Genomic DNA, 2,115 nt, shown 5'->3' on the forward strand with positions numbered 1-2,115 from the left:
GGGTTATTGGTCATGGCAAGCATTAAATCGGCGCTTTCTTCAACCAAGCGCTACCTTGATAAGCAAAGGTCAAAGTTATTGGTTAGTAGCTTGTTTGGAACTCTGCATTTTAGGATTTTTTCTAGGAGAAAACTTAAACTCGGTGCATTCTAACGATTATTGGCGTTGGTTTGAGTTAATAGCGTTTGTGGAATGCCTAAATTTATTCTGCTTTATGTATTTAATCGGTCTTTTATCGCCGCAACGCCAGGAATTGCAAGATTGGGCTCGCTACGAACAATTAAGAATAAAAAATGAAAAATTAAAAGTGAAATCGGCATCTGTGAGGTCAAGTTTTTCATCAGGTATTTTTAATCCTTTGATTCAGGATTTGATTTGGGGAGAAAAAAGTCCCGTACTGGTAGCGATCGCACTCAATTTGGTTATCAAAACAGTAATTTGGGGTGGTTGGATTATATTTGTTATCCCAAACGTTTACAAAATTCAAGCACTGATAGTTTTGATTTTGAGTGCGAATTGGATTTTAATTTGTGCGGCGATCGCGCAACAAATGATATTAATGAAAACGCCAAAACGCCTCTGGTGGTCTCTTATTACGATAAATGGATTGATTGTATTGCCTCCGTTAGGTTTTGCTTTGCTAGGGATATCACCCAATGAAATGCCTGGTTTGTGGCTGCTTTCTGCTTTGCCTTGGCTTGGTATGCAATACGCCAGCGCTATCACAATTTTTCTATCTTTGTTAGGTCAGTTGAGCATCCTGGGATTGTTAACGTTACAGCTGACGAAAAAACTACAAAAAGCAGGTGAATCTGCTTCCCAATCCCTTTTTTCAGCACCACCCCCTTTATAGCTAGGGATTAGGGACTAGGGGATTAGGAGAAAGGGAAAAGATTAATTCTCTCCCTCTTCCCTCTTCCCTCTTCCCTCTTCCTCTTCCTCTTCCCTAGACCCTAGCCCCCAGCCCCTAGCCCCTAGCCCCTAGCCTCTTTTTTTTGACTATTTTTTAAGCGCTTTCTTCACCAATTCGGGAATCTGAGAAGGGCGCTGCGCTACGGGAATTTTGACTTTTTCAAAAGCAGCTATTTTTGCTTCTGCCGTGCTAATTTCATCCTCTATAACTGGCTGAGAAACAATCAAATCGCTGGCGCGGCGCTGTCGTTTTACTGTTGGTGCGTAGCGTCCGGCAATGTAAGTAACTACAGGTTTACTAATTTCCTCAGCAATAAAGGGAGCGATCGTTTCTTCGCTATCGCCATCCATTTGTCCTACTAAAACGATCGCTTTGGTATTGTCATCTTTATTTAAAACTGGCAACCAATGGCGAAGAGAAGAACCAACGATCGCATCACTACCAATATTAACGCCGATCGATTGTCCAAATCCCGCTTGGCTTAGTTGCAAAGCAACTTCGCAGGTCAGACTGCCGCAACGGCTGATCAGTCCCACCGCACCGGGAGTGTAAAATTCACTAGGATGAGTGCCCAACAAAATTTTTCCCGGTACGATAATGCCCATACTGTTAGGGCCAACAACTAGAGTTTTGTTAGCATCGGCAATTCTCAGCAGATAAACTATATCCAGAGGTGGAATACCGCTCGTGACGATAATCAGTTGCCTAATATTAGCAGCGATCGCTTCTAGCGCCGCATCCAATACCAAGTAAGGTGGAGTGAAGATTATGCTAGTGTCGATCGAGCCAGTTATTGGCAGTGCTTGTTCCACCAAATCGAACACAGGGATATCGTGTATTGTTTGTCCCCCCTGTCCCGGACTTACCCCAGCAACGACATTAGTGCCGTAAGCTTTCATCTTAGCCGCGTGGATAGCAGCAAGCGGTTCGGTGATACCTTGGATTAAGACTTTACTATCTGGCTTTACATTCATTACAAAACGCCTAACGGTTACACTTACAGGACTTACCCATCAAATGACTGGAAACTCGCGATTTTTCATAGAAACCGGGTTTCGAGGGTGGGGCGTCCTAGTATTATTCAGATTTGGGCTTATTAATAAATTTAACTAATTCTGGGATACTTTCAGCTTGAATTTTGGCTGTTTCCTCTTGTCGGGATTTGATAGCAGAAATTTCCTCGCGTCACAAAGTAACTAGGG

The 2,115-nt window shown here is 43.1% G+C and carries 1 protein-coding gene and 1 pseudogene; one reads left to right on the top strand and one right to left on the bottom strand.

Features of this window, described 5'->3' with window-relative positions:
- A pseudogene (locus H6S82_RS30595) lies at positions 1-853 on the top strand (hypothetical protein); the annotation flags it as partial.
- 146 nt (positions 854-999) lie between these two features.
- Here H6S82_RS30595 and H6S82_RS30600 read toward each other — a convergent pair.
- Complete coding sequence (locus H6S82_RS30600; RefSeq protein ID WP_190463844.1) at positions 1,000-1,887, bottom strand: CoA-binding protein; 888 nt, start codon at positions 1,885-1,887, stop codon at positions 1,000-1,002.
- Positions 1,888-2,115 lie beyond the last annotated feature (228 nt).

Source organism: Planktothrix sp. FACHB-1355 (assembly GCF_014748295.1).
Lineage (GTDB): Bacteria > Cyanobacteriota > Cyanobacteriia > Cyanobacteriales > Aerosakkonemataceae > Aerosakkonema > Aerosakkonema funiforme_A.